Source organism: Streptacidiphilus sp. PB12-B1b (assembly GCF_014084125.1).
In the GTDB taxonomy this organism is placed as follows: domain Bacteria; phylum Actinomycetota; class Actinomycetes; order Streptomycetales; family Streptomycetaceae; genus Streptacidiphilus.
The window spans coordinates 5,828,233-5,854,439 of sequence record NZ_CP048405.1 but is presented as its reverse complement, the minus strand read 5'-3'; the positions used below and the strand labels follow the sequence as shown (position 1 = coordinate 5,854,439).

The 26,207-nt window shown below is 73.9% G+C and carries 26 protein-coding genes and 1 tRNA gene; 15 read left to right on the top strand and 12 right to left on the bottom strand.

Annotated features, from left to right (window positions below):
• Window positions 1-129 precede the first annotated feature (129 nt).
• The 5 genes from GXW83_RS25315 to GXW83_RS25295 are packed head-to-tail and all read left to right on the top strand — an operon-like array spanning window position 130 to window position 2,366.
• Window positions 130-585, top strand: coding sequence for an Asp23/Gls24 family envelope stress response protein (locus tag GXW83_RS25315; protein WP_182445389.1), 456 nt, complete (start codon window positions 130-132; stop codon window positions 583-585).
• Complete coding sequence (locus GXW83_RS25310; RefSeq protein ID WP_182445388.1) at window positions 585-764, top strand: hypothetical protein; 180 nt, start codon at window positions 585-587, stop codon at window positions 762-764. Before GXW83_RS25315 ends, GXW83_RS25310 begins: the two co-directional genes overlap by 1 nt.
• On the top strand, window positions 761-1,135 hold the full coding sequence (locus GXW83_RS25305) for an Asp23/Gls24 family envelope stress response protein (RefSeq protein ID WP_225447238.1): 375 nt from the start codon (window positions 761-763) through the stop codon (window positions 1,133-1,135). Before GXW83_RS25310 ends, GXW83_RS25305 begins: the two co-directional genes overlap by 4 nt.
• The gene (locus GXW83_RS25300) at window positions 1,132-1,743 is read left to right on the top strand and encodes a DUF6286 domain-containing protein (protein ID WP_182445387.1); all 612 of its coding nucleotides are present in this window, start codon (window positions 1,132-1,134) and stop codon (window positions 1,741-1,743) included. Before GXW83_RS25305 ends, GXW83_RS25300 begins: the two co-directional genes overlap by 4 nt.
• On the top strand, window positions 1,740-2,366 hold the full coding sequence (locus GXW83_RS25295; protein ID WP_182445386.1) for an alkaline shock response membrane anchor protein AmaP: 627 nt from the start codon (window positions 1,740-1,742) through the stop codon (window positions 2,364-2,366). Before GXW83_RS25300 ends, GXW83_RS25295 begins: the two co-directional genes overlap by 4 nt.
• Before the next feature lie 6 nt (window positions 2,367-2,372).
• Here GXW83_RS25295 and GXW83_RS25290 read toward each other — a convergent pair whose 3' ends face one another.
• Genes GXW83_RS25290 through GXW83_RS25280 form a run of 3 tightly spaced genes read right to left on the bottom strand, consistent with a single transcriptional unit; the run spans window position 2,373 to window position 6,240 of the window.
• Entirely contained in the window at window positions 2,373-4,154 is a 1,782-nt protein-coding gene (locus GXW83_RS25290; RefSeq protein WP_182445385.1) for a glycoside hydrolase family 15 protein, read from the bottom strand.
• A gap of 48 nt (window positions 4,155-4,202) precedes the next feature.
• Window positions 4,203-5,192, bottom strand: a complete 990-nt coding sequence (locus tag GXW83_RS25285) for an SURF1 family protein (protein WP_182445384.1) — start codon at window positions 5,190-5,192, stop codon at window positions 4,203-4,205.
• Between the two features lie 58 nt (window positions 5,193-5,250).
• Window positions 5,251-6,240, bottom strand: coding sequence for a DEDDh family exonuclease (locus GXW83_RS25280; protein ID WP_182445383.1), 990 nt, complete (start codon window positions 6,238-6,240; stop codon window positions 5,251-5,253).
• 101 nt (window positions 6,241-6,341) lie between these two features.
• On the opposite strand from GXW83_RS25280, the gene GXW83_RS25275 reads away from it, so the two are divergent.
• On the top strand, window positions 6,342-7,385 hold the full coding sequence (locus GXW83_RS25275; protein ID WP_182445382.1) for a zinc-dependent alcohol dehydrogenase family protein: 1,044 nt from the start codon (window positions 6,342-6,344) through the stop codon (window positions 7,383-7,385).
• 82 nt (window positions 7,386-7,467) lie between these two features.
• On the opposite strand, the gene GXW83_RS25270 is transcribed toward GXW83_RS25275, so the two are convergent.
• On the bottom strand, window positions 7,468-8,646 hold the full coding sequence (locus GXW83_RS25270) for an acyl-CoA dehydrogenase family protein (RefSeq protein WP_182445381.1): 1,179 nt from the start codon (window positions 8,644-8,646) through the stop codon (window positions 7,468-7,470).
• Between the two features lie 129 nt (window positions 8,647-8,775).
• A complete protein-coding gene (locus GXW83_RS25265) occupies window positions 8,776-8,952 on the bottom strand; it encodes a hypothetical protein (protein WP_182445380.1) in 177 nt (58 codons plus the stop codon).
• A gap of 156 nt (window positions 8,953-9,108) precedes the next feature.
• Between GXW83_RS25265 and moaA the strand changes: the two genes are divergently transcribed.
• Window positions 9,109-10,116 (top strand): GTP 3',8-cyclase MoaA, encoded by a 1,008-nt coding sequence (gene moaA, locus GXW83_RS25260; protein ID WP_182445379.1) that lies wholly within the window; start codon window positions 9,109-9,111, stop codon window positions 10,114-10,116.
• Between the two features lie 9 nt (window positions 10,117-10,125).
• Here the strand turns inward: moaA and GXW83_RS25255 are convergent, their stop codons facing one another.
• From GXW83_RS25255 to GXW83_RS25240, 4 genes are all read right to left on the bottom strand, one after another.
• Window positions 10,126-10,362 (bottom strand): hypothetical protein, encoded by a 237-nt coding sequence (locus tag GXW83_RS25255; RefSeq protein WP_182445378.1) that lies wholly within the window; start codon window positions 10,360-10,362, stop codon window positions 10,126-10,128.
• A 223-nt stretch (window positions 10,363-10,585) separates the two neighbouring features.
• Complete coding sequence (locus GXW83_RS25250; RefSeq protein WP_182445377.1) at window positions 10,586-10,954, bottom strand: DUF3099 domain-containing protein; 369 nt, start codon at window positions 10,952-10,954, stop codon at window positions 10,586-10,588.
• Window positions 10,955-11,070: 116 nt separating this feature from the next.
• Window positions 11,071-12,477, bottom strand: coding sequence for a metallopeptidase TldD-related protein (locus GXW83_RS25245; RefSeq protein WP_182445376.1), 1,407 nt, complete (start codon window positions 12,475-12,477; stop codon window positions 11,071-11,073).
• Complete coding sequence (locus GXW83_RS25240) at window positions 12,477-14,024, bottom strand: TldD/PmbA family protein (protein ID WP_182445375.1); 1,548 nt, start codon at window positions 14,022-14,024, stop codon at window positions 12,477-12,479. Before GXW83_RS25240 ends, GXW83_RS25245 begins: the two co-directional genes overlap by 1 nt.
• A 159-nt stretch (window positions 14,025-14,183) precedes the next feature.
• On the opposite strand from GXW83_RS25240, the gene GXW83_RS25235 reads away from it, so the two are divergent.
• The 3 genes from GXW83_RS25235 to fabI all read left to right on the top strand — a co-directional run bounded on the left by GXW83_RS25235 (window position 14,184) and on the right by fabI (window position 15,961).
• Window positions 14,184-14,257 (top strand) — tRNA-Met (locus tag GXW83_RS25235).
• Window positions 14,258-14,483: 226 nt separating this feature from the next.
• A complete protein-coding gene (gene fabG / locus GXW83_RS25230) occupies window positions 14,484-15,188 on the top strand; it encodes a 3-oxoacyl-[acyl-carrier-protein] reductase (protein WP_182445374.1) in 705 nt (234 codons plus the stop codon).
• A gap of 5 nt (window positions 15,189-15,193) precedes the next feature.
• On the top strand, window positions 15,194-15,961 hold the full coding sequence (fabI, locus tag GXW83_RS25225) for an enoyl-ACP reductase FabI (protein WP_182445373.1): 768 nt from the start codon (window positions 15,194-15,196) through the stop codon (window positions 15,959-15,961).
• A 101-nt stretch (window positions 15,962-16,062) separates the two neighbouring features.
• Here fabI and GXW83_RS25220 read toward each other — a convergent pair whose 3' ends face one another.
• The gene (locus GXW83_RS25220) at window positions 16,063-16,728 is read right to left on the bottom strand and encodes a FadR/GntR family transcriptional regulator (protein ID WP_182445372.1); all 666 of its coding nucleotides are present in this window, start codon (window positions 16,726-16,728) and stop codon (window positions 16,063-16,065) included.
• Between the two features lie 103 nt (window positions 16,729-16,831).
• Between GXW83_RS25220 and GXW83_RS25215 the strand changes: the two genes are divergently transcribed.
• The 3 genes from GXW83_RS25215 to GXW83_RS25210 are packed head-to-tail and all read left to right on the top strand — an operon-like array spanning window position 16,832 to window position 18,826.
• Complete coding sequence (locus tag GXW83_RS25215; protein WP_182445371.1) at window positions 16,832-18,103, top strand: MFS transporter; 1,272 nt, start codon at window positions 16,832-16,834, stop codon at window positions 18,101-18,103.
• Between the two features lie 43 nt (window positions 18,104-18,146).
• Window positions 18,147-18,269: an SGM_5486 family transporter-associated protein gene (locus GXW83_RS34950; protein ID WP_255431328.1), complete on the top strand. Its 123-nt coding sequence runs from the start codon at window positions 18,147-18,149 to the stop codon at window positions 18,267-18,269.
• Between the two features lie 38 nt (window positions 18,270-18,307).
• Entirely contained in the window at window positions 18,308-18,826 is a 519-nt protein-coding gene (locus GXW83_RS25210) for a histidine phosphatase family protein (RefSeq protein ID WP_182445370.1), read from the top strand.
• 140 nt (window positions 18,827-18,966) lie between these two features.
• Here GXW83_RS25210 and serB read toward each other — a convergent pair whose 3' ends face one another.
• A complete protein-coding gene (serB, locus tag GXW83_RS25205) occupies window positions 18,967-20,271 on the bottom strand; it encodes a phosphoserine phosphatase SerB (protein WP_182445369.1) in 1,305 nt (434 codons plus the stop codon).
• A 302-nt stretch (window positions 20,272-20,573) separates the two neighbouring features.
• Window positions 20,574-22,118 carry a streptophobe family protein gene (locus GXW83_RS25200; RefSeq protein ID WP_182445368.1) on the bottom strand — a complete coding sequence of 515 codons (1,545 nt, stop codon included), beginning with the start codon at window positions 22,116-22,118 and terminating at the stop codon, window positions 20,574-20,576.
• A 187-nt stretch (window positions 22,119-22,305) separates the two neighbouring features.
• Between GXW83_RS25200 and GXW83_RS25195 the strand changes: the two genes are divergently transcribed.
• On the top strand, window positions 22,306-24,957 hold the full coding sequence (locus GXW83_RS25195) for an FHA domain-containing protein (protein ID WP_182445367.1): 2,652 nt from the start codon (window positions 22,306-22,308) through the stop codon (window positions 24,955-24,957).
• Window positions 24,958-25,229: 272 nt separating this feature from the next.
• Entirely contained in the window at window positions 25,230-26,018 is a 789-nt protein-coding gene (locus tag GXW83_RS25190) for an MHYT domain-containing protein (RefSeq protein WP_182445366.1), read from the top strand.
• Window positions 26,019-26,207 lie beyond the last annotated feature (189 nt).

Below are 26,207 nucleotides of genomic sequence, written 5' to 3'. Positions count from 1 at the left end.
TTCGGACCGTCCGCTTGGCCGGCCTTCCGCGGCGCTCCTAGGGTTGCCGTGACTTGCCTGGTCAGTGCCGTCGCGCCGCCGCGCGCCGGGCGGCGCTGGCCGGGCGGACCGCCCGACGAGGGAGCCCTGATGACCGACATCGCCAAGCCGACCCCCCACAGCCCCGGTACCGGGGACTCCGCCCCGTCCACGCCGCCCGGTGACCGCGGCCGCACCACCATCGCGGTGGGCGTGGTCGAGAAGATCGCCGGGATGGCGGCCCGCGAGGTCGAGGGGATCCATGCGCTCGGCAGCGGCTCGCGCGGCTTCGGCGCCGTCCGCGAACGCGTGCCCGGCACCCGGCCCAACGTCTCCAAGGGCGTCAAGGCCGAGGTCGGCGAGAAGCAGGCGGCGCTCGACATCGACCTGATCGTCGAGTACGACGTGCCGATCCACACGGTGGCCCGGTCCGTCCGCAGCCATGTGATCGAGGCGGTCGAGCGGAGCACCGGCCTCCAGGTGGTCGAGTGCAACATCTCGGTCAACGACGTGCACCTGCCCGACGAGCAGGACGAGGACGAGTCCTCCGAGAGCAGGGTCCAGTGATGCTGCCCGCGTTCGGAACCGCCGTCGGCATGGCGCTCGCCTTCGCCGGCTACTTCGGCGGCTTCGGCGCCTTCCTGCTGGTCGCCGCGCTGGGCGCGGTCGGCTTCGTGGTCGGCCGGCTGCTGGAGGGCGACCTGGAGTTCGGCGACTTCATCCGGACCAGGGACCGGAAGCGGTGACGGCGGCCTCTCCCGCCCTGCCGCTGACGGCCGCCGAGTACCCGGCGGCCGACCGCGGCGCACTGCACATCGCCGACCGGGTGCTGGCCCGGATCGCCGCCCAGGCCGCGAACGAGGCGCTGGCCGAGCACGCCCCCGAGCCGGACCGGCTGGCCTACCCCCGGGCCTCGGCCGCGCGCGGTCGGCGCGGGCGCGGCGTGCGGCTGCGGCTCGGCCTGGACCTGCCCTACCCGGTGGACATCGCCGAGGCCACCGGCGCGGTGCACCGGCGGGTGGTGCACCGGCTGGCGCAGCTGGCCGGGGCCGAGGAGCCCTCGGTGGCGCTGGTCGTCGAGCGGCTGGTCCGCCCCGAGCCCCCCGAGCTGCAGTGAGCACCCCGGTCACCCCGGCGCCCCCGGCGGCCGACGCGCCGCCGGCCGACGGCCGGGGCGCGGCCCCGGCCCGGCCCCGGCGGTACTGGTCGGTGCGGCGCAACGCCTCGGCGGTGGTCGCCCTGGTCGGGCTGTTCCTCGCCGGAGCGGTGCTCTACGAGGAGATCTACGTCCACACCGGGCACGCCGCGCACAGCTGGCGCAAGGCCGTCACCAACTACCTGGCGGAGCACACCCTGAACGACTCCTGGGTGATCGCCGGCGCGGCCGTGGCCTGCGTGCTGGGGCTGTGGCTGCTGGTCCTGGCCGCCACCCCGGGCCTGCGGGCGCTGCTGCCGATGGACGCGGCCGGGACCACCGGGATGCGGGCCGCCCTGGACCGGGGCGCGGTCGCCTCGGTGCTGCACCGGGCGACGCTGGAGGTGCCCGGCGTCAGCTCGGCCGCCGTTCGGGCCGGGCGGCGCAAGGCGGTGATCCGCGCCGGGGTGCGCTTCGGCGAGCACGAGCAGGCCAGGGACGCCCTGGTCAGCGTCCTCTCGGCGGAACGCGACCGGCTCGGCCTGGTGCGACCGCCGACGATCAAGGTGAGGGTCAGGGGCAGTCGATGACGCGTACCGCGGTGAACCGCATCCTGCTGGGCCTCGCCGGGATCGTGCTGCTGGGCGGCGGGGTGCTGGCGCTGATCGGCGGCCTGGACCTGAACGCGCACTGGAACCTGGGGCTGCCCCGGGGCTGGCCGTGGACCGATCCGCACCAGGCGGTGCTGAACGCCGCAGAGCGCACCCGCTGGCGCGGCCGGTCCTGGTGGTGGCCGGCGCTGTTCGCCGCGCTGGCGGTGGTCGCGCTGGTCTGCCTGTGGTGGTTGCTGGCCCAGCTCGGCCGGGGCCGGGCCGGCGACCTGCCGATCGCCGCGCCGGAGCGGGCTCCGGCCAGGAAGAAGAAGCAGCGGTCCGCGACCCTGGTGCGCGGCACCGCGCTGGCCGAGGCGGTCGGGGCCGACGCCGAGGAGCTGCCCGGGGTCGCCCGGGCCCGGGCCCGGCTGCTGGGCCATCCGCGCAAGCCGCAGCTGCGGCTGGCCATGACGCTGGAGCCGGGCGCCGCCCCCGGCGAGGCGGTGCGCTCGCTGGGCACCGGGCCGGTGGCCCGGGTCCGCGCCGCCGCCGGGCTGGCCGACATGCCGGCCGAGGTCCGGATCCGGGCCGAGGGCGGTCGGCGCAGCCGGGTGCGCTGACCGGCGTCAGCCGCCCTCGGCCAGCCGGAACGCGGTGTTCACCAGGGCCACATGGGTGAACGCCTGCGGGGTGTTGCCCAGCTGCCGGCCCTCGTGCGGATCCCACTCCTCGGAGATCATCCCGAGGTCGTTGGCGATCGCCGCCACCCGCTCGAACAGCTGTCTGCCCTCCTCCCGGCGGCCGATCGCCACCAGCGCGTCCGCCAGCCAGAAGGAGCACGCCAGGAACGCGCCCTCCTCCCCCTGGAGGCCGTCCACCATCGAGTCCTCGGCCTGCCCGGTGGTGTAGCGGAGGATGAAGCCGCCTTGGTCGAGCCGGGTGCGGACGGCCTCGACCGTGCCCACCGCCCGCGGGTCGTCGGGCGGCAGGAAGCCGGTCTTCACCACGAACAGCGTCGCCGCGTCCAGCTCGGTGCCGCCGTAGTACTGGGTGAACGCGCCGATCTCCGGGTTGTAGCCCTTCTCGCAGACCTCGGCGTGGATGGTGTCGCGCACCGTGCGCCAGCGCTCGACCGGCGCGGGCAGCCCGCTGGCCTCGGCCATCCTCACCGCCCGGTCGAAGGCCACCCAGCACATCACCTTGGAGTGGACGAAGTGGCGCCGACCGCCGCGCACCTCCCACAGGCCCTCGTCCGGCTCGGACCAGTTCCGCTCCAGGAAGTCCATCAGGGCGCGCACTATCCCCCAGACGTGCCGCTCCATCGGGATGCCGGACTCCATCGCCAGGTAGAGCGTGTCCACGACCTCGCCGTAGACGTCCAGCTGCAGCTGGTCTACGGCGGCGTTGCCGAAGCGCACCGGGACCGAGCCCTCGTAGCCGGGCAGCCAGTCGGCGACCACCTCCGGCAGCCGGCGCTCCCCGGCCACCCCGTACATGGTCTGCAGGTCGGCCGGATCCCCGGCGATGGCCCGCAGCAGCCAGCCGCGCCAGGCCGCGGCCTCGCTCAGGAAGCCGCCGCCGAGCAGCGCCGACAGGGTCATGGTGGAGTCCCGCAGCCAGCAGAAGCGGTAGTCCCAGTTGCGTTCCCCGCCGATCTGCTCGGGCAGCGCGGCGGTGGCAGCGGCGACCATGCCGCCGGTGGGCTCGTAGGTCAGGCCCTTGAGGATCACCAGCGAGCGCAGCACCGCCTCCCGGTACGGGCCCTGGTAGCGGAGCGTGGACGCCCACTCCTGCCACTGCTCCAGGGTCTCCCGCAGCGACCGCTCGGCGTCCTGCCGGGGCGGGTGGGTGTGGTGCGAGGGCAGCCAGCTGAGCACGAAGCGCACCCGGTCGCCCGCGTTCACGGTGAACTCGGAGACCGTGGCCAGCTTCTCGCCGAAGGTGTGCACGCCGGGGTCCGAGCGCAGCCAGACCGAGTCCGGTCCGGCGACCGCCACCCGGTGGTGGTCGGTGCGCCGCACCCACGGCACGACCCGGGCGTAGTCGAAGCGCAGCCGCAGCTCGCCGCGCATCGGGACGCTGCCGGAGACGCCCTCGACGATCCGGACCACGTCCGGCGTCCGGTCCCGCTGCGGCATGAAGTCGATCACCCGGACCGTCCCGGTGGGGGTCTCCCACAGGGTCTCCAGGACCAGGCTGTCGCCCTGGTAGCCGCGGCTGCTGCACAGCTCCGCGCCCTGCGGGGCCAACCGCCAGTTGCCCTGTTCGTCACCGCCCAGCAGCGCGCCGAAGCAGCTGGGGGAGTCGAACCGGGGCAGGCACAGCCAGTCCACCGAGCCGTCCCGGCCCACCAGCGCCGCGGTCTGCAGGTCTCCGATGAGCGCGTAGTCCTCGATACGTCCGGGCACGGAGCGGATCCCTTTCCAGGGTGGGCGACAGGGCAGATCGCCCCGACGCTACTCCCTGCCGCCACCGACCGAGGCGGTCGGGGCCCCTGTGTCGGCCTGCGTCTGCCCCTCGGACCGCTCTGACCCCTCGGACTCCTCGGCGTCCTGCTGCTCGGCGGCGGCAGCGGCCGCCTCCTGGGCCGCGCGGCGCTCGGCCATGTACTCGGCCACCGTCCGCACCGGGACCGGCTCGTCCACCGAGGCCGCCTTGGCCTGCTGGTCCCTGACGTCCCGTCGGAGCAGGAAGAACCAGCCCACCGGCACCATCAGCGCGAACAGCCACCACTGGATGGCGTACGGCAGGTGCACGCCCTTGCCGACCACCGCCATGTCGTCGGTGGACTGCGCGTCGGCGTTCGGCCCGGGCACCACCTGGGCCGAGTCGGCCGCGCTCATCGCCGGGACGCTGGAGACGAGCTCCATGTACCCGGCCACCACCGGGCGGTGCATCAGCTTCGCCTGCTGCCCGCTGTTGATCATCATGAACTGGTGCGGCGGCAGCCCGACGACGGTGTGGATGCCGGTCAGCGCCGTGGTCTCGTCCGGGCGCAGCCGCCCGAAGACGGTGACCGTGCCGGTCGGGGTGCGCGGCACCGGCGGGTACGCCGCCGCGTTGACGCTGTTGGGGCTGACCCAGCCCCGGTTCACCAGCACCACGTCGCCGTCGGCCATGACCAGCGGGGTGACCAGGAAGTAGCCCTCGATGTCACCGGAGGAGTCGGTGCGGTTGCGGACCACGAACTGGTCGGCGGTGTCGAAGGTGCCGCTCGCGGTGACGTGCCGGTACATCAGGGTGTTCGGGACGGTCCCGCCCGGGTGCGAGATCTCGTCCATGGGGACGGGCGTCGCGTCCAGGTTGGCCGAGACCAGCCGGTTGCTGCTGTTGGTCTGCTGGTAGCGGTGGAACTGCCAGACGCCCAGGAAGTACATGACCGGGACCAGCGCGAAGAAGACCAGGGTCAGGACCACCCAGCGCCGGGTCATTAGGATGCGAAGCACGCCACTGACGGTACCTCCGCACTGTTTGCTCCCTTTCGGCGGGTCTCCCCGCGGCGTGTCAGCCCTGCTCGGACCGGTGCGGCGCGACGTCCCGGAGCAGCTGCAGGAACGCGGCCTCGTCCACGACCGGCGTGCCGACCTCCCGGGCCCGCCGGGCCTTGGTGGTCCAGCCGTCGGGCTGGTTGGTGACCAGCAGGCTGGTGCGGCTGCTGACCGAGGTGGCCACGTGCAGCCCGGCCTCGGTCAGCCGGTCCTCCAGGACCTCGCGGTCGGTCGCGGTGTCCCCGCTGATCGCCACCCGCATGCCCTGGACCAGCGGCGACTCCGGCTGCCAGCGGCCCGGGTTGGGGTACGGGCAGGCGGGTCTGCGCCGGGCCGGGCGGTACGGGCTCCAGCCGCCGGTGCGCGGGGGCGCGCCCGCACCGCCGCGCGCCGGCACGGGCTCGTCCTCGCCCAGGTCGGTCGGCGGCACGCACGGGGTGAGCGGCAGCGGCAGGCCCGCCTCCACCGCCAGCCGCAGGCTGGGCTGGAACACCTCGGCCAGCACCCGGGCGTCGTCCAGCGCGTGGTGGGCCTGGCGCGGGATCACCCCGAAGTGCCCGGCCAGGGTGCCGAGCTTGTGGTTGGGCAGCGGCAGCCGCAGGTCCCGGGCCAGCACTATGGTGCACAGCCGCTGCTCCACCGGCACCCGGGCGCCCATCCGGGCGTACTCACGGGAGATCATCGACCAGTCGAACAGGGCGTTGTGGGCCACCAGCACCCGCCCGGCCAGCCGCCCGGACAGCTCGTCGGCGATCTCCGCGAAGGTCGGCGCGGCCGAGAGCACCTCGCTGGTCAGGCCGTGGATCCAGACCGGGCCGGGGTCGCGGCCGGGGTTGACCGGGGTGTACCAGTGGTCGAGCACCTCGCCCCGGGGGTCGAGCCGGTACACGCCCACCGACACCACCCGGTCGGTCCGGCCGAGGCCCGTGGTCTCGACGTCGACGACGGCCCAACCGCCCGCGGGGTAGGGGTGGGTGCCGCGGTACGCGTCCGTGCTCGTTTCCATAGCGGCTCAGAATACGGTGTGCCCCTGACAGCCCCGGCCGGAATATCACCGGACGGGGAATCGTCATATGGTGCGACCTTTGCACCGAGAGATGAGAGTCCATGCGCGCCACCGTCATCCACGCCCCCAACGACATCCGGATCGAGGAGGTCCCCGACCCGGTCGTCCGCAACCCCACCGACGCGGTCGTCCGCACCGTGCTGGCCTGCATCTGCGGCAGCGACCTGTGGGCCTACCGGGGCGTCGCCGCGCGGGAGCCGGGGCAGCGGATCGGCCACGAGTTCCTCGGGGTGGTCGAGGCGGTCGGCTCCGAGGTGCGCGGGTTCCGGCCCGGCGACCTGGTGGTGGCGCCCTTCGTGTGGTCCGACGGCGTCTGCGCGTTCTGCCGCGAGGGGCTGCACACCTCCTGTCCGCACGGCGGCTTCTGGGGCAGCGTCGGCTCCGACGGCGGCCAGGGCGAGGCGGTCCGGGTGCCCTTCGCCGACGGCACCCTGGTGCAGCTCCCGAAGGACGCCGCCTCCGACAGCCGGCTCCTGACCGCGCTGCTGGCGCTGTCCGACGTGATGTCCACCGGCCACCACGCGGCGCTCGCCGCGGGCGTGCGCCCCGGCGCGACGGTCGCCGTGGTCGGCGACGGCGCGGTCGGCCTGTGCGGCGTGCTGGCCGCGCGGCGGCTGGGCGCGGAGCGGATCATCGCCCTGGGCCGGCACGAGGACCGGACCGCCATCGCCCGCACCTTCGGCGCCACCGACGTCGTCGCGGCCCGCGGCGAGGAGGCGGTGGCCGCCGTCCGCGAGCTGACCGCGGGGGTGGGCGCGCACGCCGTGCTGGAGGCGGTCGGCACCGAGGAGTCCATGCGCACCGCCGTCCGCATCGCCCGGGACGGCGGCGGCGTGGGCTACGTCGGGGTGCCGCACGGCGGCAGCGCCGGGGTGGACATCCAGGAGATGTTCGACCGCAACGTCTCGCTGCGCGGCGGCGTGGCCCCGGCCCGCGCGTACATCCCGGAGCTGCTGGCCGACGTGCTGTCCGGCCGGATCGACCCCTCGCCGGTGTTCGACGCGGCGGTGGACCTGGACGGCGTGCCCGGCGGCTACCGGGCCATGGACGAGCGCACCGCGCTCAAGGTCAAGATCGCTTTCTGACGCCGCAGCGCCGCAGCGCCGCCGCCTGCCGGAGCACCCCTGCCTGCCGGAGCGCCTGACGCCCCGGCAGGCGGCGGCGTCGTCAGCGGAAGGCGCTCTGGCCGGTCAGCAGCTGGCCGATGACCAGCTGGTGCATCTCCACCGTGCCCTCGTAGGTGAGCACGCTCTCCAGGTTGGCGGCGTGCCGCATCACCGGGTACTCGTAGCTGATGCCGTTGGCGCCCATGATGGTCCGCGCGGTGCGGGCGATCGAGAGCGCCTCCCGGACGCTGTTCAGCTTGCCGTAGCTGACCTGCTCCGGGCGGAGCGTCCCGGCGTCCATCCGGCGGCCCAGGTGCAGCGCCAGCAGCAGGCCTTTGTTCAGCTCCAGCGACATGTCGGCCAGCTTGGCCTGGGTGAGCTGGAAGGCGCCGATGGGCCGGCCGAACTGCTCGCGGCCGATGCTGTACTCCCGGGCGGCCTCCAGGCAGCTGCGGGCCGCCCCCAGCGCGCCCCAGGCGATGCCGTACCGGGCCTGGTTCAGGCAGCTCAGCGGCCCCTTGAGGCCGCGCACCCCGGGCAGCACGGCGTCGGCGGGCAGCCGTACGCCGTCCAGCACCAGCTCGCTGGTGACCGAGGCGCGCAGCGACGCCTTGTGCTTGATCTCGGGCGCCGAGAAGCCGGGGGCGTCGGTGGGGACGACGAAGCCGCGGATGCCGTCGTCGGTCTGGGCCCACACCACGGCGACACCGGCCACCGAGCCGTTGGTGATCCACATCTTGCGGCCGTCCAGCACCCAGTCCGAGCCCTCGCGCCTGGCGCGGGTGCGCATGGAGGCCGGGTCGGAGCCGTGGTCCGGCTCGGTCAGGCCGAAGCAGCCGATGACCTCCCCGGCGGCCATGCCCGGCAGCCACTGCTGCCGCTGCTCCTCCGAGCCCCACTGGTGGATCGCGTACATGGCGAGCGAGCCCTGGACCGAGACCAGCGAGCGCAGGCCGGAGTCGGCGGCCTCCAGCTCGACGCAGGCCAGGCCGTACTGGACGGCACTGGCCCCGGCGCAGCCGTAGCCCTCCAGGTGCATGCCGAGCGCGCCGAGCGCGCCCAGCTCCCGGGCCAGCTCGCGGACCCCGGGCAGCTCGCCGCGCTCGTACCAGTCGGCGATGTGCGGCAGCACCCGGTCCTGGCACCAGGCGCGGACGGTGTCGCGGACGGCCAGCTCCTCGGCGTCGAACAGGTCGTCGAGGCCGAGCGGGTCACGGGGGTCGAGGGTGGGGCGGCTCATGCGGGGGACCTCACTGTCGGCTCGCTGCTGCTTCGTCGGGCTGCCCATACTTCCAAGATCACGGGGGCGGCGGAATAGGCCCCGCCGGTGAGATGCGTCATCCGGCGGCCGGGGCCGGCAGCGCCGCAGCTAGCGCGGCGGGCGCAGCCCCTCGATGCTGAGCACCGGCAGCGGGACCGAAGGGCCGGGGTGGCTGGCCGGGAGCCGCCGGGCGTGCGCCGGTCTGGGCGCGGGCGGCACCGGCTGCGGCAGCCGCACGGACCCGAAGGGCCGGCGTACCGGCCGGTCGTCACGTGGTGTGGTCATGTCATGCCTCTGCGGTGCTCGGTCGTCGGCGTCCTGGGTGCGAAGGGCTTCACGCTGAGAACGACGCGCACCCCTCCCGGGTAGCGGTCCCAGGTGCGGTCGGGGCCCCGCGCCGCCCGGTCTAAGCTGGAGATCGAACCAGGGGAAGTGGACGCCGTGCTGATGGACACGTTCGGACGCCGCGCGGTCGATCTGCGGGTGTCACTGACAGACCGCTGCAACCTGCGCTGCAGCTACTGCATGCCCGAGGAGGGGCTGCAGTGGCTGGCCAAGTCCAGCCTGCTCACCGACGACGAGGTGGTCCGGCTGGTGCGGGTCGCGGTCGGCCTGCTCGGCGTCACCGAGGTCCGCTTCACCGGCGGCGAGCCGCTGCTGCGCCCGGGCCTGGTCGGCATCGTCACCGCCTGCGCCGCGCTGGAGCCGCGCCCCGAACTGTCGGTGACCACCAACGCCGTCGGGCTGGCCCGCACCGCCGAGGCCCTGCGCGCGGCCGGGCTGGACCGGGTGAACGTCTCGCTGGACACCCTCGACCGGGAGGCCTTCCACACCCTCACCCGGCGCGACCGGCTGCCCGACGTCATCGCCGGACTGGCCGCCGCCGACGCCGCCGGACTGCGCCCGGTGAAGATCAACACCGTGCTGATGCGCGGCGTCAACGACCACGAGGCCGCCGACCTGCTCGACTGGTGCCTGGCCCGGGGCTACGAGCTGCGGTTCATCGAGCAGATGCCGCTGGACGCCCAGCACGGCTGGCGGCGCGACTCCATGGTCACCGCCGAGGAGATACTCGACCGGCTGGCCGCCCGCTTCGAGCTGGTCCCCGAGCCCGCCGCCGGACGCGGCGCCGCCCCCGCCGAGCGCTGGACCGTCGCCGGGCACACCGCCCCGGACGGGCAGCCCGCCCGGGTCGGCGTGATCGCCAGCGTCACCCGGCCCTTCTGCCGGGCCTGCGACCGCACCCGGCTCACCGCCGACGGGCAGGTCCGCAACTGCCTCTTCGCCACCGGCGAGACCGACCTGCGGAGCGCCCTGCGCGCGGGCGCGGACGACGAGCAGCTGGCCGGGCTGTGGCGGGCCGCGATGTGGGGCAAGAAGGCCGGCGGCGGCATAGACGCCCCGGACTTCGCCCAGCCCGAGCGGCCGATGTCGGCCATCGGCGGCTGAGACGTCCGGTCAGCCCCCGGCCGCCTGCTGCGACCCGTGCTCGGACTCCCACTGCGCCAGCGGCACCACGTCCTTGAGGAAGCCGCGCAGGCTGAGGAAGTCCGCCAGGTGGGTGCGGTGCTCCTCGCAGGCCAGCCAGGTCTTGCGGCGCTCGGGGGTGTGCAGCTTGGGGTTGTTCCAGGCCAGGACCCACAGGGCGGGCGCGCGGCAGCCCTTGGCCGAACAGGGCGGGATCTCGGTGCTCATGGGTGAAGTATCGCTGCTGCCGGGGCCCGGCGGAGCGGGCGCCAAGGCCGCCGGTACAGGCCGCTCGGGGGCGGCCCCGGGACATGGCGACGCCGGGCAGCCACGGGGGGAGCTGCCCGGCGTCGGTCCGTCGCTCCGACGGGGGATGCGGAGCGCGTAGGCAGTATGGCACGCGTGCAGGCCCCGGCGACCAGAGATCGGGCGGAAACTTCTTCAGGTTCTCTTAAGGTTGCGGGCCCGGCTCGGGGGCGGCCCCCTGCGCCGGGATGCCCGGGCCCGGCTCCAGCATCGGCGGCGGCTGGTAGCCGATGAAGGTGTCCGGCAGGCCCGGCACGGTCTCCCGCCCGGCGTTGGCGTACACCACCGCCAGGTAGGGGATCAGCGTCCCGCCGACCAGCGCGATCACGGCGATGACCCGCGACTCCTTCCAGAGCACGATCGCCAGGATCACGCACAGCGTGCGCACGGCCATGGAGAGCATGTAGCGGCGCTGGCGGCCGCGGACGTCCTCGGTGAGACCGGCCCGTGCGCCGGTGATGCGTACGACCGTGCCCGGACGACCGGGCCTGCGCCTGCCTGTGAACTTCCCCATGCGCTTCACCGTACGCCGCCGGATCCGGCGGCTCGAGGGTGGGGCACCCGGTTTCGAGGGAATTCTCCCCCGGCGCGCACCGGGCGCCCCGCCACCGCTCAGCCGCCCCGCCGGAGTCAGGACGCCTGGCTCACCGAACTCATGTTGAAGTCGGAGATCCGGACCGGCGGCATGGCCGCGCGGGTGAAGTAGTCGCCCCACTCGCGCGGCAGGCACCGCTCGGTGCGCCCGGCCTCGGTGATCCGGCCGAGCATGTCGACCGGCGACTCGTTGAAGCGGAAGTTGTTCACCGCCCCCTTCACCTCGCCGTCCTCGACCAGGTAGACGCCGTCCCGGGTGAGCCCGGTCAGCAGCAGTGTCGCCGGGTCCACCTCGCGGATGTACCACAGGCAGGTCAGCAGCAGCCCGCGCTCGGTGCGGGCGACCATCTCGTCCAGGGTGGCGGTGCCGCCGCCGTCCAGGACGAGGTTGTCGACGGCGGGGCGGACCGGCAGCCCGGTGAGGCCGGCCGAGTGCCGGGTGCTGACCAGGTTGGCCAGCTCGCCGTCCCGGATCCAGTCGGTGCGCTCCAGCGGGAGGCCGTTGTCGAAGACCGAGGAGTCGCCGCCGGAGGAGTGCGTCAGCGCGAACGGCGCGGCCTCCAGCCCGGCGTGGGCCGGGTCGCCGTACATCCGCAGCGGCAGCCGGGCCAGCCGGTCGCCGATCCGGGTGCCCCCGCCGGGCTTGGAGAAGACGGTGCTGCCCTCGGCCGCGTCCCGGGCGCCCGCCGACCAGGTCAGGTAGATCATCAGGTCGGCCAGGGCCGAGGGCGGCAGCAGCGTCTCGTACCGGCCCGCGGGCAGCTCGATCCGCCGCTCGGCCCAGGCCAGCCGCTGCGCCAGCTGCTCCTCCATCGCGCCCGGGTCGACGTCGCGGAAGTCCCGGGTGGCCGCGCCCGCCCAGGCCGAGCCGGTGAGGTCGGCGGTCTTGGCGTTCAGCTCCAGGGTGCCGGTGGGCTGGTCGTGCCGCAGCCGCAGCCCGGTGGAGCTGCCCAGGTAGGTGGAGGTGACCATGTGGTTGGCGAAGCCGTAGAGCAGCCGCCCGCTCTTGCCGGACCGGGCGAAGGCCTCGCCCAGAGCGGGGGCGAAGTCCGCGAAGACGCCGATGTCGGTCTCGTCGGGGCCGGCCGTGAAGTCCGCCGAGGGGCCGCCGGAGGGCTGCACCAGCGGCTGGGCGTCCTCGGCCGGACCGGCCTCGCGGGCGGCCGCCTCGGCGGCCCGGACCAGCGACTCCAGCTCGCCCACGGTCACCGCCTCGCGGGAGACCACCCCGGCGGCGGTGCCCTCGGCGCCGTCCACGGTGGCGATGACGGTCAGCGTGCGCCCGCGCGTGACGCCGTTGGTGGTGAGCGCGTTGCCGGCCCAGCGCAGGTTGGCGCTGGACTCCTCGTCGGCGATGACGACGCAGCCGTCGGTGCGCGAGAGCTCCAGCGCGCGCTCGACGATCTCGTGGGGGGCTGCCGCCCGAAGGGTCTGGTCGGACATCAGTGACCCGCCTCCTGCTGGGTGTTGAGCACGTTGACGGAACGGAACAGCGCCGAGGGGCAGCCGTGGGAGACCGCCGCGACCTGGCCCGGCTGGGCCTTGCCGCAGTTGAAGGCCCCGCCCAGGTGGTACGTCTGCGGGCCGCCGACGGCCTCCATCGAGCCCCAGAAGTCGGTGGTGGTGGCCTGGTAGGCGACGTCCTTGAGCTGCCCGGCCAGCCGGCCGTTCCTGATGGCGAAGAACCGCTGCCCGGTGAACTGGAAGTTGTAGCGCTGCATGTCGATGGACCAGGAGCGGTCCCCGAGGATGTAGATGCCGTTCTCGACCCCGGCGATCAGCCCGGCGGTGTCCGGGCCGTCCGCGGCGGGCTGCAGCGAGACGTTGGCCATCCGCTGCACCGGGACGTGCGCGGGGGAGTCCGCGTGGGCGCAGCCGTTGGAGCGGCCCAGGCCCTTCAGTCGGGCCATCCTGCGGTCCAGCTGGTAGCCGACCAGGGTGCCGTCCTTGATCAGGTCCCAGGACTGGGTGCGCACGCCCTCGTCGTCGTAGCCGATGGTGGACAGGCCGTGCTCGACCGTGCGGTCCCCGGTGACGTGCATGACGTCCGAGCCGTAGCGCAGGCTGCCGAGCCGGTCGAAGGTGGCGAAGGAGGTCCCGGCGTACGCGGCCTCGTAGCCCAGCGCCCGGTCCAGCTCAGTGGCGTGGCCGATGGACTCGTGGATGGTCAGCCACAGGTTGGTGGGGTCCACCACCAGGTCGTAGCGGCCCGCCTCGACGCTGGGCGCCTTCATCTTCTCGGCCAGCAGCGTCGGCAGCTCGGCCAGCTCCGCGTCCCAGTCCCAGCCGGTCCCGGTCAGGTACTCCCAGCCGCGCGCGGCCGGAGCGGCCAGGGTGCGCATGGAGTCGAAGGCGCCGGTGCGCTCGTCCACCGAGACGGCCTCCAGCTCCGGGTTGAGCCGGATGCGCTGCTGGGTGGTGACCGTGCCCGCGGTGTCCGCGTAGAACTTGTTCTCCTGCACGGTCAGCAGGGTGGCCGTGACGTGGGACACCCCCTCGGCCGCCAGCAGCCGCCCGCTCCACTCCGCCAGCAGCGCCGACTTCTCCGCGTCGGACACCTCGAACGGGTTGACCTCGTACGCGGAGACCCAGCTGACGTCCCCGTACACCGGCTCGTCCGCCAGCTCCACGACGTCCTCGGTGCCCGAGGAGGCGCTGATCCCGGCGCTGATCCGGGCCACGGCCACGGCCTGCTCGGCGACCCGGGCGGCGGCCTCGGGGGTGAGGTCCACCCCGGCCGCGAAGCCCCAGGCGCCGTCCCGGACGACGCGCACGGCGTAGCCGAGCTGCAGCGTGTCCGAGGACCCGGACGGTCGGGCGTCGCGCAGCCGCCAGGAGGCGCTGCGGATGCGCTCCAGGCGGAAGTCGGCGTGGCTCGCGCCCAGCGCTCGGGCGCGGGCCAGCGCGGCGTCGGCCAGGCCGCGCAGCGGCAGCGCCAGGAACGCGGGATCGATGGCTGCGCTTGACGGGGACGAGGGTGTGTCCGGCATCGAACTCCTCCGTGGGACGGATGCAGGCGCCCGGGTACGGGCACCGCTTCGCATCCTGCCCTGTGCCGAGCCCCCGCGCACGATGTTTGCCCCGCGCCGGACGCACCTGGCGCGATTCGCTTTCCGCGCGGCCGCCGGGGTACGGTGGGGACACAACGACGCGGGGTGGAGCAGCTCGGTAGCTCGCTGGGCTCATAACCCAGAGGTCGCAGGTTCAAATCCTGTCCCCGCTACTCCTTGTCGTAGGGCCCGGTGCAGTCACTGCACCGGGCCCTACGTGCGTTCCCGGCCGTCCGCCCGGGGACTGTGGGAAACCCACAGTCCGGCGGCGGTCTCGCTGTCGCCAGCGGATTGGCCGGTTCCGAGCGAATCCGGATAGCGTCGCCCGTGTGTGCGCATGTCGCAGCCATTGCGGCGCTGCTCCCATTCGGACGTCACCCAGCAGAGAGAGGTGCACTGTTGAGCCGCTCGGTTCTCGTCACCGGAGGCAACCGGGGCATCGGCCTCGCCATCGCCCGGGCCTTCGCTGAGACCGGCGACAAGGTCGCCGTCACCTACCGCTCGGGGGAGCCGCCGGAGGGGCTGTTCGGCGTCAAGTGCGACATCACCGACGCCGAGCAGGTCGACCGCGCCTTCACCGAGGTCGAGGCGCAGCACGGCCCGGTGGACATCCTGGTCGCCAACGCCGGGGTCACCCGGGACACGCTGCTGCTGCGGATGACCGAGGACGACTTCACCTCCGTCCTGGACACCAACCTGACCGGCGCGTTCCGCGTGGTGAAGCGGGCGTCGCGGCAGATGATGCGGGCCCGCAAGGGCCGGGTCGTGCTGATCTCCTCGGTGGTCGGCCTCACCGGCTCCCCGGGCCAGGCCAACTACGCCGCGTCCAAGGCCGGGCTGGTGGGCTTCGCCCGCTCGCTCGCCCGTGAGCTGGGCGCGCGCAACATCACCGTCAACGTGGTCGCCCCCGGCTTCGTGGACACCGACATGACCGCGGTGCTCAGCGACGAGCGCCGCGCCGAGATCGTCGCGGGCGTGCCCCTCGGCCGCTACGCCTCGCCGGACGAGATCGCGTCCACCGTGCGCTTCCTCGCCTCCGACGAGGCCGCATACATCACCGGAGCCGTCATTCCCGTCGACGGCGGATTGGGCATGGGTCACTGACCATCATGAGTGGAATCCTCGAAGGCAAGCGCATCCTGGTGACCGGGGTGCTGATGGAGTCCTCCATCGCGTTCCAGGTCGCCAAGCTGGCGCAGGAGCAGGGCGCGGAGATCATCCTGACCGCCTTTCCGCGGCCCAGCCTGACCGAGCGCATCGCCAAGAAGCTGCCGAAGCCCGCCAAGGTGCTGGAGCTGGACGTCACCAACCAGGAGCACCTGGACGGCCTGGCCGAGCAGGTGCGCGAGCACCTCGGCGGCCTGGACGGCGTGGTGCACTCCATCGGCTTCGCCCCGCAGGACGCCCTGGGCGGCAACTTCCTGAACACCCCGTGGGAGTCGGTGGCGACCGCGGTGCACGTCTCGGCGTTCTCGCTGAAGTCGCTCACCATGGCCTGCCTGCCGCTGATGACCGAGGGCGGCTCGGTGGTTGGCCTGACCTTCGACGCGACCATCGCCTGGCCGCAGTACGACTGGATGGGCCCGGCCAAGGCCGCGCTGGAGGCCACCTCCCGCTACCTGGCCCGTGACCTGGGCAAGCAGGACGTCCGCTGCAACCTGGTCTCGGCCGGTCCGATCAAGTCCATGGCCGCCAAGTCCATCCCCGGCTTCGACACCCTGGCCGACACCTGGAACGTCCGCTCGCCGCTGAGCTGGGACGTCACCGACCCCGAGCCCGCCGGGCGCGGTGTGGTGGCGCTGCTCTCCGACTGGTTCCCGAAGACCACCGGCGAGATCGTCCACGTCGACGGCGGGCTGCACGCCATCGGCGCCTGACCCCCACCGCCACCGGCCCGCGCGGGGCCCGCGCCCTCCCCCGGGGAGCGGCGCGGGCCCCGTCCGCGTCCGGGCGCTGTGCTGCGCCGTGCGGGAGCGGGTCAGGCGCGGCAGGTGGTGAGGACGGCCACGGCCTGCTGGGAGGCCTTCTCGCCGTCGCCCTCGCGGATGCCCGCCAGGATGCCGTCGTGGGCCACGTAGCGGTGCTCCGCGAGCACCGGCCCGACGGTCTGCCGCAGCTCGCTGCGCATCACCTCGCCGAGGTCCGCGTACAGCGCGGACAGCACGTCGTTGTGCGCGGCGGCGATCACCGCCTGGTGGAAGGCGGTGTCGGTCTGGATGAAGTGCTCCACGTCGCCCGAGCGCCAGGCGTCCTCGCGCCGGGCCAGCGCGGTATCGAGCAGCTTGAGGTCCCGGGCGGTGCGGCGGGAGGCGGCGAGCCGGGCCGCCGCCGCCTCCAGCGCCCCGCGCAGTTCGGTGACCTGCTCCCACGGCGCGCCGGCGAAGCGCCGGTGCATCACCCCGGCCAGTTCGCTGGTGGCCAGCACGTACGTCCCCGAGCCCTGCCGGATGTCCAGCAGGCCGTTGTGCGCGAGCGCCCGGACCGCCTCGCGGACGGTGTTCCGGGCCACGCCCAGCTGTTCGACCAGCTCCACCTCGGTCGGGATGCGCGATCCCACCGGCCACTCGCCCGAGGTGATCTGCGCCCGCAGCTGCGCGATCACCTGGTCTGCCAGGGGCTCGCGCCGGGGCGAGGTCAGCGTCATGACACTCCTACAACTGCGGTCGGGGAACGGTCTGGATTCCATCATCCCGCGCCGGTGACCCGGGCAGCGTGGCCGAGTCATCCCATCATTCTATGATGGTGCCATGTCTGCCACGGAGACCGGTCCCGACACCGTCACGCCCCCTGCCGCGCCAGCCGTACAGCCGGCGGTGCCCGCCCCCGCCGTCGGGCGCGCCCGGACACTGCTGCTGCTCGCCATCGCCGCCGCCGCCTTCAACCTGCGACCGGCCGTCGCCGCCCTCGGGCCGATGCTCGACCGGATCTGGGACAGCCTGCACATGAGCGCCGCCGTGGCCGGCGTCCTCACCGCGCTGCCCTCGCTCTGCTTCGCCGTCGTCGGCCTGCTCGCCCCGGCCCTGGCCCGGCGGATCGGCCCGGCCGCGACCGTCTGCGCCGGGATGGGCGCGGTGGCGCTGGGCCTGGCCGCGCGCGCCCTGGCCCCCGGCAGCGCGCTGTTCCTGCTGCTCAGCGCGGTCGCGCTGGCCGGGATCGCGGTGACCAACGTGCTGATGCCGGTGCTGGTCAAGCGCTACTTCCCGGACCGGGTCGGCCCGGTGACCGGCCTGTACTCGATGTCGCTGGCGCTCGGCACCTCCGTCTCCGCCGCCTTCGCCGTGCCGCTCACCAGCGCGCTGGGCGGCAGCTGGCGGGTCGGCCTGGCCGTCTGGTCGCTCGCCGCCGTCGCCGCCCTGCTGCTGTGGCTGGCGCAGCTGGCGCTGGCCCGCCGCAGCGGACTCGGCGAGACCGCCGTCCCGGCCGCCGAGCGGCGCGCGGCCTTCCGGATCTCCCGCAGCCGCACCGCCTGGGCGCTCACCCTCTTCTTCGGGCTCCAGTCCACCGCGGCCTACGCGATCATGGGCTGGATGCCGCAGATGTTCCAGGACTCCGGCATCTCCGCCACCGAGTCCGGGGTGCTGCTGGCGGTCACCATGCTGGTCAGCGCGCCGCTCAGCTTCGTCATCCCCAGCCTCGCGGCCCGCCGCCCCGACCAGGGCCGGATCGTGCTGGTGCTGGCCGGCTGCGGAATGGCCTCCTACGCGGGCCTGGCCTTCGCCCCGGCCGCCGCGCCCTGGCTCTGGGCGGTACTGGCCGGATTCTCCGGCTCCGCCTTCCCGCTGCTGCTCACCATGATCGGCCTGCGCGCCCGCTCGGCCGAGGGCGTGGCCCGGCTGTCGGCCTTCTGCCAGGGCCTCGGCTACCTGATCTCGGTCCCCGGGCCGATCCTGATCGGCGTCCTCTACCAGCGCGAGCACGGCTGGTACGGGCCGCTGGCGCTGCTGGCCGTGCTGCTGGTGGCGCAGGCGGTGGTCGGCCTGCGCGCCGCCCGGCCGCGGCAGATCGAGGACGAGGTGTGAACCCCTGCGCCGGGCGCTCATCAGGGGATGGCACACTCAGCCCATGCCTTATCTCGATGAGAACCCCACCGGGGGCCAGAAGAAGCTGCTGCAGATGTTCGGCGTGATCGGGGGCATCCTGGTGGTCATCGCCATCGTCGCCACCATCGCCGCCAACATGGGCTGAGCAGTACCCACTGCTCCGTTTTCTGCGAAGCTGGCTGTATGAGCGTCGATACGTCCCGCAGGATCATCGTCCTCCGACACGCCAAGGCCGACTGGCCCGACGTGCCCGACCACGAGCGGCCGCTGGCCGACCGGGGCAGGAGGGACGCCCCGGCCGTCGGGCACTGGCTCGCCGGTCAGGGGCTCGTCCCCGACCTGGCTCTGTGCTCCACCGCCGAGCGCACCCGGGAGACCTGGAAGCTCGTCGCCCACGAGCTGCCCACCCGCCCGCGCACGGTCTACGAGGAGCGCCTCTACGAGGCCGTCCCCGGTCGGCTGATCGAAGTCCTCCAGGAGGTCCCGGAGGAGGTCGGCACGGTGCTGCTGGTCGGCCACAACCCCGCCGTTCAAGGCCTCACCGAGGTCCTCGCGGGCGGGCACGAGGACGACACGCTGCCCCGGCTGCGCGCCACCGGCTTCCCGACCGCCGCCGTCGCCGTACTCGCGGTGGAGGTCCCCTGGAAGGCGCTGGAGCCGGGCGCCGCCCACCTCACCACCTTCCACGCGCCCGGCGACTGAGTCCGCCCGGCGACTGAGTCCGCAGGACGGCCGGGCCGAGCGGCCCCCCGGGCGCAACGGCCGTGGGGCGCGCGAAGGATCTCGCGCGCCCCACGGTACGGCCGCCGCCGGAGCCGACGCGGCCGCCGCCCGGAGCTGCTTCAGGTCGAGGCCGGCGCGCCGCCGTCGGCGTCCTCGACCTCCTCGCGGGAGATCCCCAGCAGGTAGAGCACGGTGTCCAGGAACGGCACGTTCACCGCCGTGTCCGCGGCCTCGCGCACCAGCGGCTTGGCGTTGAAGGCCACCCCGAGCCCGGCCGCGTTCAGCATGTCCAGATCGTTGGCGCCGTCGCCGATGGCGACCGTCTGCTCCAGCGGCACCCCGGCCTCCACCGCGAACCGCTCCAGCATCCGGGCCTTTCCGGCCCGGTCCACGATCTCCCCGACCACCCGGCCGGTGAACCTGCCGTCGGCCACCTCCAGGGTGTTGGCCGCCGCGAAGTCCAGCCCCAGCCGCTCCACCAGGTCGTCGGTGACCTGGGTGAAGCCGCCGGAGACGATCGCCACCTGGTAGCCGAGCCGCTTCAGCGTGCGGATCAGCGTCCGCGCGCCCGGCGTCAGCCGGACCGACGCCCGGACCTTCGCCACCACGTCCGCGTCCAGCCCGGCCAGCAGCGCGACCCGGGCCCGCAGCGACTCGGCGAAGTCCAGCTCGCCGCGCATCGCCGCCGCCGTGACCTCCGCGACCTGCTGCTCGCAGCCCGCGTGCGCGGCGAACAGCTCGATCACCTCGTCCTGGATCAGGGTCGAGTCCACGTCCATCACCACCAGCCGCTTGGCGCGGCGCTGCAGCCCGGAGCGGACCACCGCCACGTCCACCCGCTGCGCGGCGGCCTCCTGGGCCAGCGCGGCCCGCAGTATCTCCGTCGGCACCCCGGAGACGGCCAGCTCCACCGCGGTCACCGGGTACTTCGCCAGCCGGAACACCCGGTCGATGTTGCCGCCGCAGGCGGTCACCCGGGCGCTCAGCGCGGCGACGGCCGCGGCCGTCAGCGGGTGACCCAGCACCGTCACATGGGAGCGGCCCTCGCCGCGCGGACGGTTGTCGCCGGTGCCGGAGATGACCTCGGCCTGCAGCCGCTGCCCCTCCGCCCACTGGTGCAGGTGGGCCCGCAGCTCGCCCTCCAGGCTGGGCGCGGTGACCAGCGCGCACAGCACTATCCGGCCCCGGGTCACCACCTGCTCGAAGTCGACGACGTCGACCCCGTATTCGGCGAGGGTGGTGAACAGCCCGGTGGTGATGCCGGGACGGTCCTTGCCGAAGACCTTGACCAGCAGGGTCCTCGGCTCCGGGAGGGCGTGCTCCGGGGCAGCGTGCTCCGGGGCGGGCGGCGCCGGAACGTGCGCCGTCGCAGCGGCGGAGGTCTCAGCGGGGGAGGCCGCGCGGGCCGGGGGCGAATCGCTCATGGTGGACCCCACGCTACCGGGCTCGGCAGGCCGTTCCGCAGACCGTCCCGCTCCCCGGACAGGTCGCACCACAGCCGTCGCCCGGACGGCCGCGACGCCGCCCCGGCGGGCTTCGACAGGGGCCGGCGGCCGAGGCTGGACGGCGGGTGCGGGCGGCGGGTGCCGGGCGGCGCGGCTCGGCGGTGCGGGGCCGGCGGCCGGGGCTCGGCAGCGTGGCGTGGCGGCCCCGGCTCCAGGGCCACGGCTCGGTGGCCGCGCGGGGCGGCGGTGCGGGGCCGGCGGCCTGGGCTCCCGGCCCGGGGTCAGTGGCCTGGTGGGGTGGGGGGTGGGGGCGGCTGCTGGGCCGGGCCGCCGGAGTACGGGTTGACCGGGGGCCCGGGCGGGGCCGCGTAGGGATTGCCCGACGGCCCGGGCCGCTGCGGTGGCTGCGGACGGCCCGGCAGCGCGTCGTACGGGTGCGCGAGCGGGGGAGCCGCCGCCGGTCCGGCGGGTCCGGCAGGCGCGGCCGGTTCCGCCGGGGTGGCCGGTCGGCGCTGGGCGTCGGCGAAGCGGCGCACCAGCAGTGCGCCGAGGAATCCCAGGACCGCCCCCTCCAACAGCCCGAGCCCGGCCCCGGCCGCCAGGTTGCCGCTGATGCTCAGCCCGGCGCCGATCGCCGAGAAGCCGAACACCGAGACGTCCGCGTTGACCGACACCTCCGCCAGGCCCAGCAGCACCGGCACCGTCACCGCCAGCACCACCCCCAGCCGCAGCCCGGCCTCGGCCGCCTCCCGCAGCGCGCCCCGGGGTGCCGCCGGGCGCGGCGTCCGCACCGCGGCCAGCACCCCGGCGGCCAGCAGCATCAGCGCCACCGCGACCGGCAGCAGCCAGACCCTGCCGTCCATCCCGGCCAGCCGGGAGAGCGTGATCGACTGCCCGCCGCCGCCCTTGAGCAGCTGGTTCACCGGCGCGGGCAGGAACTGCGCCAGCGGCCCGGAGGCCTTGCCGTTCAGCGGGACGGCCATGCCCAGCGGCAGCGCCAGGAACACCCCGTTCGGGGTGCCCAGCAGCACCCCGCCGACGGTCTTCGCCCCGCCGTTGCCGGTGAGCCCCACCACCAGCCCGGACACCGCCCCGGCCAGCACCGCCCCGCAGACCACCGTCACCACGGCGGAGACCGCCGGGCGGACGTCCCGGCGCAGCACGGTCCAGCCGTGCGGCAGCGGCACCCGGCGGGACGCGATCAGCGCCAGCGCCAGCACGGCCAGCGCCCACAGCAGGCCCAGGCCCAGGGTGGGCAGCAGGTCCACGGTGAAGCCCACCGTGGGCTTGGTGCTGCCGCCGACCACGCCGCCGATCAGGCCGCCCAGTCCGCCCAGCGACCCCAGCGGCCCGCTGCCGCCGCTGCTCCCGCTGCCGCCGCCGGTGACCGAGTCCAGGTTGATCGCCACCGTGCCGTTGCCGGACCAGGCCACCACCCAGAGCAGCAGCAGGAACCCGACCAGGGCCCCGGCCAGCCGGGACAGCAGGACCGGGAGGTCCAGCACCGGCAGTCGGCGCAGCGGCCGGACGAACAGCGTGCCGAAGACCACCGCGCCGACGAAGGACACCCCCAGCGGCACCACCCCGATCGCGCCCTGCGCGCCCGCGGCCTGGAGTCCGAACACCGACAGGTCCCCTGACGGGCTGACGGTTCCGCCGGTCGCCATCGCCACCAGGGCGGCGGTGGCCGGTCCGATCGCGGCGTAGCGGTCGAGGCCCAGCAGGTGCACGCCGAGCGCGGCGACCGCGCCCATGGCGGCAAACGCCCAACTGGCGGTCGTCGCCGCCAGCACCGCCCCCACCAGCAGTCCCCGCGGACGTCCCATGCCCCTGGCCGCACGCTGGTGCCCGTACACCGTCATCGCTCGCCCCCAGTCGAATGGCTGTCAGGTTGCCACACGGTCACGGTCTCCGCCTGCGGTTCACCGCAGTCGGCGGGACCTGGAATGATTCCCCCCGGCGTACGGCATCTCTAAACTTCCCTCGTGGTAAAGGGACTATTCGGGGGACTACATGGTGGGGCAGGCAACAGTGCCGCAACTGGTACTTGAATTCAACGGAAGACGGACGACCTTGGACCCGGGGCGGAGCTACACCCTGGGACGCGACCCCCAGTCAGATGTGACGGTCGACGACTCCCGGGTCTCCTGGCGGCATGCCACCATCGCGTTCCAGGGCGCCGGGTGGGTGCTCACCGACGTCGGCAGCACCAACGGGACGTACGCCGACGGGCGCCGCTCCACCACCGTCCCGCTCGCGGAGGGCGCGGTCGTCGTCCTCGGCAACGCGGAGAGCGGTCCGCGGCTGACCTTCTCCGGCGTGCCGGGCGCGGCGGCCGGGCCGATAGCGGGCGCGGCGGCCGGTGCGGGGGAGGACTGGTACGGCGCGAGCACCAGCCGCTACACCCCCGGCGCCCCGCAGGGCGGCCACCCGGTCCAGGGCCGTCCGCAGCCGCAGCCGCAGGCGCCGTACCAGCAGCCCCCTTACCAGCAGCAGCAGAGCCCGTACCCGCAGCAGGGCGCCCACCCGCAGCAGGGCCAGGCCCGGCCGGCGTACGGCCAGGGCGTCCCGGCGCAGGCCGGAGCCCAGGGCGGCGGGTACGCACCGCCGCCGCAGGCCGCCTCCCCGCAGGAGCCGGTGTACGCCTCGCGCAACCCCACGATGATCCGCAACCTGGCGGGCGGCCTGCGGACCATCCGGATCGGCCGCGGGCTGGACAACGAGCTGGTCGTCTCCGACCTGTCGGTCTCGCGCCACCACGCCGAACTGCGTCAACTCGCCGACGGCCGCTACGAGATCGTCGACCTCGACAGCCACAACGGCACCTATGTGAACGGCCAGCCGGTCTCCCGGGCGCCGCTCGGCCCGCAGGACATCGTGGGCGTCGGCCACTCGACCTTCCGGCTGGTCGGGGACCAGCTGGAGGAGTTCGTCGACACCGGCGAGGTCTCCTTCTCCGCCCGCCACCTGCAGGTCAAGGTGGAGCACAAGGGCACCGAGAAGATCCTGCTGAACAATGTCAGCTTCGGCGTGCCGGAGAAGTCCCTGGTCGCGGTCATCGGCCCGTCCGGCTCGGGCAAGTCGACGCTGCTGCGCGCCCTCACCGGCTACCGCCCGGCCGACAACGGCGACGTCCTCTACGACGGCCGCAACCTCTACAAGCAGTTCGCCGAGCTGCGGCAGCGCATCGGCCTGGTGCCGCAGGACGACATCCTGCACTCGCAGTTGACGGTCCGCAACGCCCTGCGCTACGCCGCCGAGCTGCGGTTCCCGGGCGACACCGAGGCGTCCGAGCGCGCCCGCCGGGTGGAGGAGGTGCTGGTCGAGCTGCACCTGGAGAAGCGCGGCGACAACCGCATCACCGCGCTCTCCGGCGGCCAGCGCAAGCGCGTGTCGGTGGCCCTGGAACTGCTCACCAAGCCGTCGCTGATCTTCCTGGACGAGCCCACCTCGGGCCTGGACCCGGGCATGGACCGCGACGTCATGAAGATGCTGCGGGACCTGGCGGACGAGGGCCGCACGGTGCTGGTGGTCACCCACTCGGTGGCCGAACTGGCGCTCTGCGACCGGCTGCTGGTGATGGCGCCGGGCGGCTCGGTGGCCTACTTCGGCCCGCCCAAGGAGGCCCTGCACTTCTTCGGCTACGAGACCTGGGCGGACGTCTTCCAGGCGTTCGAGAACTACCCGGACCACGACTGGGCCGGGCGCTTCCGCGGCTCGGTGCACTACCAGATGTACTCGGCGGACGTGGAGGCCGTGCAGGCGCAGTCCTCGCCGATCCAGCAGCACCAGAGCCAACCCCCCAAGCAGCAGGGCTGGTTCTCGCAGCTGTCCACGCTGATCCGGCGCTACCTGGCGGTGATCGCCTCGGACCGGGGCTTCATGGTGCTGTCGGTGCTGATGCCGGCCGTGCTCGGGGTGGTCAGCATGGTCATCCCGGCGCCCGCCGGGCTCGGCCCGGGCACCGCCGCGCACAACGGCCTCAACGGCGACGCCCCGACCATCCTGCTGATCATGGCGGTGGGCGCCTGCTTCTCCGGTGCCGCCAACTCGGTCCGCGAGTTGATCAAGGAGCGGGTGATCTACGAGCGGGAACGCGCGGTCGGTCTCTCCCGCTCCGCGTACCTGATGTCCAAGGTGATCGTGCTCGGCGCGATCAGCGTGGTGCAGGGCGTCATCATCGGCGGCATCGGCTTCTCGACGCGCAAGCTCCCGGCCCACGGCCTGATCGTCCAGGGCGCGCCCATCGTCGAGATGACCATCGCGCTGGTGCTGCTGAGCTTCGCCTCGATGATGTTCGGGCTGGTCATCTCCTCGCTGGTGAAGACCTCCGAGAAGACCATGCCGCTGCTGGTGATGTTCGCCATCGTGCAGGTGGTCTTCACCGGCTGCCTCGGCTTCGCCATCGCCGGGAGCCCCGGGCTGGAGCAGGTCGCCTGGCTGATGCCGTCGCGCTGGGCCGTCGGCGCCATCGCCACCACCACCGACCTGGGGCACCTGCTCGGCCCGTTCCAGACCTCGCCGCACTTCGACCCGATGTGGCAGCACACCGCCGCCCAGTGGTACACCGACTGCGGCGCCCTGCTGGTGCTCAGCGCCCTGCTGGGCTTCACCGTGCTGCGGCTGCTGCGCCGACACGAGCCGGAGGTCATGCGCTCGCGCTGACCGCACCGCCTGGACCAGATGCCGCCCGGGGCCCGCTCTCTGACGCTTCATCAGAGTGCGGGCCCTTTAGCGTCGTTGAGATCGCCGCCGGGTGCGTGCCCGGTGACGCTGGGTAGTACTGGAGTCGTCGGTTCATACCAATTCGGTATCCGTAGAAAGGAGTTACGCTCTCTGTCGGTAACGTGACATGTACCGCCTCTAACATTTCGTGCACGCCCGGATGCGCGTGGCGGCAACCGTCAGCAGAACCCGACGAACGGACACACTCCCCCATGGCACACATGGACGGCTTCACCTACGGCTGGGTGAACCCCTTACTTGCCTACCTGGTCGCCTGCGTGGGGGCGGCCCTGGGGCTGCGCTGCACGGTGCGGGCGCTGGCCCTGCCCCGGGAACGCCGCCGGAACTGGCTGCTGCTCGCCGCCAGCACCATCGGCTGCGGCATCTGGACCATGCACTTCATCGCCATGATGGGCTTCTCGGTCACCGGCGCCAGCGTCGTCTACGACATCCCGCTCACCCTGGCCAGCCTGGCGGTGGCCATCGTGGTCGTCGGCTTCGGCGTCTTCTACGTCGGCTACCGGCCGCCCTCCGTGCTCACCCTGCTCGTCGGCGGCACCCTCACCGGCCTGGGCGTCGCCGGAATGCACTACCTGGGCATGGCCGCGATGGACCTCAACGGCACGGTCAGCTACGACCCGGGCATCGTCGCCGCCTCCGTCGGCATCGCGGTGTTCGCCGCCACCGCCGCGCTGTGGATGACGCTCAACATCCGGCGGCTGTGGGCCAGCGCCCTGTCCGCGCTGGTCGCCGGGGTGGCCGTGTGCGCCATGCACTACACCGCGATGCTGGCGGTCTCGGTCCGGCTCAACCCTGACGACGCCGCCGGCGGCGTCCCGGCCGCCCAGTTCGTGCTGCCGCTCGCCGTCGCCATCGTGGTGTTCCTGACCGTCGTCGCCATCGTGGTGGCGCTGTCGCCGGAGACCCGCACCCGGCGCCCGGTGGAGGCCCCGCAACAGGAGCGGATCGAGGTCAACCTCTTCGACGGCAGGCTGCGCTGAGGCAGGCCCCGCCCCCCGCGCCGGCCGGGCGCGGGAGGCGGGGACCTGCGACCTACGCCGTCCGGACCGGCCGAGCAGCGGCCCGCGACCGATGCCGCCGGTGATCACCGGCGGTACCGTGGCCCCATGCCCGAAGCCGCACCACCGCCCGCCGCCGCGGGCCGCCCGCCCGAGAGCGCCTGCGCCCCC